Raw genomic sequence first — 6,607 nt, 5'->3', positions numbered from 1 at the left:
CTGCGGCGATCGCTGAGCCAAAAATGCTGGTCAGATGACGCATGGAAATACCCCTATCTGATGGTAGCGCGTTCTTTGAACGTGCTTCTCGTTCTTTGGAGGCGCCGTTTCTTCATTAACGGAGTGAATGACTCTTTGGTTCCGCCTAGCGGACAGTGCATCACGCAGCCTGCCCCAAGGTAAGTCGAAGTCCCCGGCTGATGGGCCGGGGACTTCGGGCTTTGGGTATGCCGAGAGTCAGAATTGAACTGACGACACCCGCATTTTCAGTGCGGTGCTCTACCAACTGAGCTATCTCGGCGCGATGACGCTCATTCTTGGCCGCCGGGCGGGAGGCCTTGCGTCGCTTTGCGTACTTCGTCGCCGAGCGTGCCGCGCAGTGCATGTCCGAGCATCGTGAAGTCGCCGGCCAGCGAAAGGAGCAGATGAGAGAATTCCGATGGAGGCTTCATCGTTCTCGGGCTCATCATCGAGCGCGTTTCGGGCATGTCGTACTACGATTTTATCCAGCAGCACATCTTTGCACCCGCGGGCATGACCGCATCGGGCTGGTTCGAGCGCGGTATCCCACCTTCGGGCGTCGCGAGCGGGTACACAAAGATGACCGATCACGACGATTCGCCGGCGTGGCTCGACAATATCTATACGGCACCGGCACGCGGTGCTCTCCAACTACGACCCGCCCTCTGCCGAGAACGTGGCCCGTCAGATCGGACGATGGATCGGTCTCGATTGACCTTCAAGGGCCCGGTGATCCAACGGGTCACGCCAGTCAGCGGAACGTGAACGCGCCGATCACACCGCACGCGAGGACGAGTAGCGCTGGGTTGATCTTCGTCCGCAGCATCAGCACAAGTACTAGCACGGCCATCGCGACGGCGATCCAATTGAGCCCGATCAAGAAGGCCTCGGCGGAATGGCCTAGGCGCAACGCGGTCTTCCCAAAAGTGAGCAATCCCGCAAGCATCAGGCCGAGCGCCGTCGGCGCGAGACCGTTCTGGATGGACGTGCGCCACGGCCAATTCTCGAGTCGTATCCACAAGCGGCCGATGATCAGCGCGAACAGGCCGGTGGGCGCGTAGAAGGCGAGGAGCACCGCGAAAGCCCCGGCGACCCCGGCCACATGCGCGCCGATCGCCGCGACCATGTTCAAATTGGGTCCTGGAGCCATCTGACCGAGCGAATAGAAATGCACCAATTGGTCCTGCGTCACCCAGTGATGCACGTTGACGCTGAGCGTTTCCATCTCGGGATACGCCGCCATGCCTCCCCCGACCGTCAGCAGCGAGAGGTAGGCGAACACTGCGATGAGCGATGGTATCTGGTTCATGACGCTGGCCGTTCCAGTGTCTTGTCGGAGCGCCGCGGCCGATAGGCGATGGTCGCCAGCGTCGCGACGGCGAGCAATACGTAGAGCACTGAGACGTGGAACCAATTCACCGCGATGACAGCGATCGCGATGAAGACCACGTCCAACCATCCTCGCAACGTCTTGCTCGCCAGACTGATGAAAGTCGCGAGAAGCAAGCCCGATGCGGCTGCGGCGACGCCTTTCAGCGCTGCAGTGACAAGCGGCCGATCGGCATGCATACCGTAGACGATGCCGGCCGCGGTCATGAGAATCGCGCCGGGAAGGATGACGCCGACCACGGCGGCGAACGCGCCGCTCGCGCCACGCAAGCGGTCGCCGGCGAGGATCGCCATGTTCGTCGTGTTCAGACCAGGCAGGGACTGGCTGATGGAGAACAGCTCGAGGAACGTTTTGTCATCGAGCCACTTGTTCTTCGTCACCAGACTAGACTTGAGATAGGCGACCGCTCCACCGCCGAAGCTCGTCGCCCCGATAATCAAGAACTGGATGAAGATATCGAGGATCGATGGCTTCGCGACTGGCGCGGTGGGCGCCGCGGCTGCCGAGGCCGAGGCCTCACTCATGCGCTTGCGGCGGGTTGCCGTGCAAGCGGTAGACGAGGCCCGTCTTCGTCGTGCCGAGATACAGCCAGCCCGCTGCGATCATCTGCAGCTTGATGAACAGTTCCTCGACACGCTGACGGGTTATTTCCGAGACGTCCTCGCGTTTGGCGAACTTCGTCTGATAGGCGAATTCGCCGCACATGACTTGGTGGTCGCCGAGCGAGCGCCACAGCGAGATGTTGCACTTGGACATCAGATCCTTGCCGAAGTCGATCATGCCGAGGTCCATCAGCACCTCTTCGACGAGCGTCGAGTTGACGAGCTCGACTTTGCTTTCTTCCGCTGGGCCGATCAAGCCCGCGAGCGCCGGTATGACGCGCGCAATGGTCTTGAGGCTGGTCCGATCCCCCTCGTGGACCGAGCTCAGCGGGAAGATGCAGTTGTGGGCGTAGAGCATGCGGAAGCCGCCGACCTGATCTTTGAGCGGCAGCGCTTCTGCCTTGAGCTTGATCCGATACGGACCTGCGATCTTGGGCCGTACGTCGACCGCTGCAGCTTTCTTCAAATCGTCGCTGCGGTACTTGACCACGATTTCCGGGTCGGCGATCGGGAAGCCGTCTTGGTACGCGGTGCGCCGGCGCAGGATGAACGAATTGTTATACATCCGGAAATCTGCGGTATCGAGGAACCTTACCTCGCGGATGCGCGGCCGCATCTTGCTCAGGTCGAATGGTTTGTACTTGACTTTTTCGACCTTGTCGACCGCTTCAGCCACCATCTCGCTGAAGGTCTTGAAACCTCGGACCGAGCTGAATGGGTCGGGTTTTAGGATGAGCTTCGCGTCGAAGAACTGCACTTGATCCTGCGGACGACCGTCTGCATACGTCGCGGCTCCGTTCTTCTTCGCCGTTCCGTTCTTCCTCGGTTTGACGGAAGGCCGGGTGATCGCCTTAGCCATGTTCGTGTCTCTCCAATAGCTCATACGCCGGGTGATCCTCGTGAAAAATGCGCGACGCACGGCGACGAACTGACGTCACCGCCGCCGGCGCCCGTGAGGTTCCGCGACGCAGACGTGGCGGCTTCGGCTGGCGCCGTTGGTTTTCTTTCCGGCGGGTGCGCCAATAGTAGGTCGTATCTGCTAACAAATGAGGGAAGAGCGGAGACGACCTCCGCTCTTCCCAGCTTTCTCAACCCTAGTGCTTCTTCTTCCGACGGCGCTTCACGGCAACGACCGCCGCCACGCGGCGACGTCTCCGCTTGACCGTCTTGCGACGTTTGCGGACCCCTAGAAGCGCGACCGCTGCGACTCGTCTCTTTCTCTTTTTCGTAGCGGCTTTTTTCTTTGCCATAAGGACTCACCCCCATCCTGCAGAGTAATGGATGTGCTCCTACTGAGCTTGAATCAAAATATTGCCCGACGTGCGCGTGATTTCCTTTAGAAGTACTTGTTCGACGTCCAACTCGTGCCATCCGAAAACGTCGCGTTGATCGGCACGCAGAGATCGAGATTCTTGCCATCCCAATATTGATCGGTGAACGTATGGAATCGATCCGAAATCTTCGCGTTCGGCGCGAACGTGCCTTTGGCGACGACCGCTGCGCGCTTACCGCGATACACGGCGCGGAATTTGACGCTTGTCGCCGCAATGGCCGACACGTTCGTGAACGTGATGTGCAAGTCTGCCACCTCGCCGCCGTATCCGCCGTTGTTCTCGAGCACGCACGAGGTGATGGTGATCGGCGGTGCCGCAAGCGCAGGATGCGTTCCGAGCATGCATACGATCCCGAATGCTCCCAAGATGGCGCCAAGTGGTCGGTGCATCAAATGGTCTCCTTCATAATACGTCCGATTATACATTGCTCGCTTGGACGAGCGCAAGGCGCCTAGACAGGCGCCGCGCGTTGCGCTACCATGGTCACATGAGATTGAGACACTTGACCGGCTTTGTCGTTTGCGCCTCGATCGCGGCTGTATTGGTCGGGTGTTCGCAAAACTCGACCTCGCCCTCGCCGACATCGCCACCCGCGCCGCCCGCGCACATCTACGTCGCGGTCTGCGCATCTGTCTGCGGCGGAACCGGTCCGACATCGGTCACCGCCTATGATGCGCTGGGAAACTTCATCAGCCTAGCGGGCGGTTTCCCGGGCATCAAGGGTGCGAACGGCATCGCATACGCGTCGTCTAACCGGCAGCTGTACGTCGCGGATTGCGGAACGTGCTACGCGACCGGTGCGACGACGGTCCTCGCCTTCGACCTGTTCGGCAACGCGGTGTCACTGGCGCCCAGCGCGTTCGCCGGCCTCAAGGAGCCGGGCATCACGTATGTGCCGGCCGACAACGAGCTGTACGTCGCCGACTTTCAATTGAACAAGATCTTCGTGTTCGATCTGCAGGGTAACCCAGTCGCGGTGGCTGGTTCGTTCGCGGGCCTCAACGGACCGTACGCGATGGCGTACGCGTCCACCACAAATCACTTGTATGTGGCCAACTACAACGCGAATACTGTGAGCGTCTTCGACCTGCAAGGCAATCCCGTCGCAGTCACTGGAACGTTCCCAGGCTTGAGCGGCCCGGCCGGTATGGCGTTCGCGCCCTCAAACGGTTTGCTGTACGTCACCAACAAGACCGCAAGCACTATCACCGTATACGATCTCAACGGCAATCTGGTGCCGCTCACCGGCACTTTCCCAGGCTTGAGCTCGCCGATCGGTCTCGCCTACGACCCCGACAACTCGCTGCTGTACGTACCCAACTTGGCGTCTATCACGGTGTACAACCTCGACGGCACCGCGCACGCCGTCTCCGGTCCATGGACCGGGGCGAGCGTGCCGATCGGCATCACGGTCGTCCCATAGAGTGCTGCAGGTCGTACAACGGCGTTAAGTTCACATGGATGCGGCCGCCCTGCGGGCTGTCGAGATCGATGATCGTGTTGACGAGCACCGCCATAAGCATGACGAAAATGAGTGAGACGATCCAGTTCGGAGTTCGCGCGCTGCCGAATCCGAGGCCGATGACGAACGCGCCCACGATGGCCACGAGGAATATCAGGAATAGGCCAGGGCCACGGAGGCGATAGTGCAGCTCCGCGGCCTGCTCCGCGGAGGTGTCGATCACGTCGTTGGTCACCTGCATCAGCAGCGAAGGCCCTTGCGATCGCGGATTCGCCCGTACCGCATCGCTGACAATCGTCCACATCTGGTTCTGCAGTCCGTCCGATGCTACCTGATCGCGGGCTTGAGCAGCGGGATCGTTCCCGTCTAGGTAATAGGTGATCCGCCGCGCTGTGTAGTCGCGTATAATCGCGCGCAACGAATCAGCGGCCGGCTTGTCGAGGACCGAGGTCCGCAGATACAACGTGCCGATGTCATTGGATTCCTGCACGACCAAGAGCCGGCGCGCATCGTAGCGCGAGAGCGAGAACGAGAACGAGAAGCTCAAGACGAGCGCGACGACTCCGAGTATCGCGGCGAGCGCGGTGTTGAGGGCGGCGTCGCCTGTGCCTTCTTTCGCCGGGGACGTTCGCTGCCCGACCCAATATCCGATGACGACGGCGACGAGGACCACCACGAAGAAAACGACGAGGAAGAGCCCCGACGAAAGGCTCTCCTCGAAGCTACCGAACATCTATGCTACGATTCGCGATCTATTGAGATACGAGCGATAGGTTCGTCGAATCGACCGTATAGTTGCCGGCCGACACCAAGTCGTTCGGGTACGCGCAGATCGCGCTGTCGTTCGGCCCGTAGATATTGACCAGATTCGCGGGTCCGCACTGCGTCTGCGTGAGGTGATAGTTGGACAGCAGCGTCGCGCCGGGGCTGCTGGGCTGCACCTGATACGATGTGATCGTCTGGTGTGTATACGAGTTCACAATCGTGCCATACACCGCAGCCGACGTCACGCCGATCGCGAACGCCCCCCAGAAGCCTCCGCCCCAATATGCCGGAGCGGGCGCCCAGACGACGCCGTGATTCCAGCCCCACGCCGGGCCGCCGCGGTAGACGGGGTTGACGACGACGTTGCGGTTCACGTTGACGTTATTATTGTTGTTGATGTTGATATTATTGTTGTTGCCGTTGCCGCCGTTAGGCCGATTGACGTTGTTATTGTTGCCATTGCCGCCGTTGGGCCGGTTGACGTTGTTATTGTTGCCATTGCCGCCATTGGGCCGATTGACGTTGTTATTGTTGCCATTGCCGCCGTTCGGGCGGTTTTGCCCACCGCCGCTCGTCGGCGGCCTATTCGCGACCGTTCCGCCACCAGGTGGGCGGCTTGGTGCGGGGCGCTGCGATGCGCTCATGTCGCGGCTCATATTGAAGCCGCCGCCTTGCGGCGCGCCGCCTGAAGGCCGAGACCCGCCGCTCGGTGCGCTAGGTCGAGATCCGCCGCTGGGTGCCGGACGCGATGCTCCGCCGCCGCCCGTGGGTCGCTCGAGTGACGCCAGCGGTATCGTCGCGAGAGCCAGCGCCGCGACCGCGCAAACAAGTATTCTCATTTTTGCACCTTATCGATCGTGCCGGTCATATTGACGATAGTCCCGACCTTCGTGGTCAATGAGAGCAAAATGCCCTGTGGTGGCAGCTGCATGGAAGAGTTGGATAATGGCTGCTTGCTATCGGTGAGGTTCACGTAGACCGTACCACGCTGGAAGTCGAGCGGGTGCGTGCCGCCGCCCTGATCGAGCGTCAT

The 6,607-nt window shown here is 60.7% G+C and carries 9 protein-coding genes and 1 tRNA gene; 1 reads left to right on the top strand and 9 read right to left on the bottom strand.

Translation table 11 applies throughout. The features are described 5' to 3' along the window. Nucleotides 1-228 precede the first annotated feature (228 nt). The 6 genes from VKF82_04550 to VKF82_04525 all read right to left on the bottom strand — a co-directional run bounded on the left by VKF82_04550 (nucleotide 229) and on the right by VKF82_04525 (nucleotide 3,736). Nucleotides 229-301, bottom strand: a tRNA-Phe gene (locus tag VKF82_04550). Nucleotides 302-311: 10 nt separating this feature from the next. Further along, complete coding sequence (locus tag VKF82_04545) at nucleotides 312-452, bottom strand: hypothetical protein (GenBank protein ID HME81325.1); 141 nt, start codon at nucleotides 450-452, stop codon at nucleotides 312-314. Between the two features lie 320 nt (nucleotides 453-772). Beyond that, on the bottom strand, nucleotides 773-1,330 hold the full coding sequence (locus tag VKF82_04540) for a chromate transporter (GenBank protein HME81324.1): 558 nt from the start codon (nucleotides 1,328-1,330) through the stop codon (nucleotides 773-775). Continuing rightward, complete coding sequence (locus tag VKF82_04535; GenBank protein HME81323.1) at nucleotides 1,327-1,935, bottom strand: chromate transporter; 609 nt, start codon at nucleotides 1,933-1,935, stop codon at nucleotides 1,327-1,329. Before VKF82_04535 ends, VKF82_04540 begins: the two co-directional genes overlap by 4 nt. Then, a complete protein-coding gene (locus tag VKF82_04530; protein ID HME81322.1) occupies nucleotides 1,928-2,872 on the bottom strand; it encodes a hypothetical protein in 945 nt (314 codons plus the stop codon). Before VKF82_04530 ends, VKF82_04535 begins: the two co-directional genes overlap by 8 nt. A 477-nt stretch (nucleotides 2,873-3,349) precedes the next feature. Beyond that, the gene (locus VKF82_04525) at nucleotides 3,350-3,736 is read right to left on the bottom strand and encodes a hypothetical protein (protein HME81321.1); all 387 of its coding nucleotides are present in this window, start codon (nucleotides 3,734-3,736) and stop codon (nucleotides 3,350-3,352) included. A gap of 98 nt (nucleotides 3,737-3,834) precedes the next feature. On the opposite strand from VKF82_04525, the gene VKF82_04520 reads away from it, so the two are divergent. Continuing rightward, entirely contained in the window at nucleotides 3,835-4,770 is a 936-nt protein-coding gene (locus tag VKF82_04520; GenBank protein ID HME81320.1) for an NHL repeat-containing protein, read from the top strand. On the opposite strand, the gene VKF82_04515 is transcribed toward VKF82_04520, so the two are convergent. The 3 genes from VKF82_04515 to VKF82_04505 form a co-directional block, all read right to left on the bottom strand. After that, nucleotides 4,754-5,542: a hypothetical protein gene (locus VKF82_04515; protein HME81319.1), complete on the bottom strand. Its 789-nt coding sequence runs from the start codon at nucleotides 5,540-5,542 to the stop codon at nucleotides 4,754-4,756. The genes VKF82_04520 and VKF82_04515 overlap by 17 nt on opposite strands. A 19-nt stretch (nucleotides 5,543-5,561) precedes the next feature. Beyond that, nucleotides 5,562-6,218 (bottom strand): hypothetical protein, encoded by a 657-nt coding sequence (locus tag VKF82_04510; GenBank protein ID HME81318.1) that lies wholly within the window; start codon nucleotides 6,216-6,218, stop codon nucleotides 5,562-5,564. Nucleotides 6,219-6,409: 191 nt separating this feature from the next. Next, on the bottom strand, nucleotides 6,410-6,607 hold a 198-nt coding region (locus VKF82_04505), incomplete at its 5' end, for a hypothetical protein (GenBank protein HME81317.1).

The organism is Candidatus Eremiobacteraceae bacterium, from assembly GCA_035314825.1.
GTDB lineage: Bacteria > Vulcanimicrobiota > Vulcanimicrobiia > Eremiobacterales > Eremiobacteraceae > JAFAHD01.
The sequence above is the reverse complement of the archived record's forward strand: the minus strand, read 5'-3'. Positions and strand labels throughout refer to the sequence as shown.

What these genes read in the sequence shown, in the direction of transcription:
- VKF82_04515 (HME81319.1), bottom strand. Translation starts at nt 5,542, where the DNA reads ATGTTCGGTAGCTTCGAGGAGAGCCTTTCGTCGGGGCTCTTCCTCGTC.
- VKF82_04545 (HME81325.1), bottom strand. Translation starts at nt 452, where the DNA reads ATGAAGCCTCCATCGGAATTCTCTCATCTGCTCCTTTCGCTGGCCGGC.
- VKF82_04510 (HME81318.1), bottom strand. Translation starts at nt 6,218, where the DNA reads ATGAGCGCATCGCAGCGCCCCGCACCAAGCCGCCCACCTGGTGGCGGA.
- VKF82_04525 (HME81321.1), bottom strand. Translation starts at nt 3,736, where the DNA reads ATGCACCGACCACTTGGCGCCATCTTGGGAGCATTCGGGATCGTATGC.
- VKF82_04540 (HME81324.1), bottom strand. Translation starts at nt 1,330, where the DNA reads ATGAACCAGATACCATCGCTCATCGCAGTGTTCGCCTACCTCTCGCTG.
- VKF82_04530 (HME81322.1), bottom strand. Translation starts at nt 2,872, where the DNA reads ATGGCTAAGGCGATCACCCGGCCTTCCGTCAAACCGAGGAAGAACGGA.
- VKF82_04520 (HME81320.1), top strand. Translation starts at nt 3,835, where the DNA reads ATGAGATTGAGACACTTGACCGGCTTTGTCGTTTGCGCCTCGATCGCG.
- VKF82_04535 (HME81323.1), bottom strand. Translation starts at nt 1,935, where the DNA reads ATGAGTGAGGCCTCGGCCTCGGCAGCCGCGGCGCCCACCGCGCCAGTC.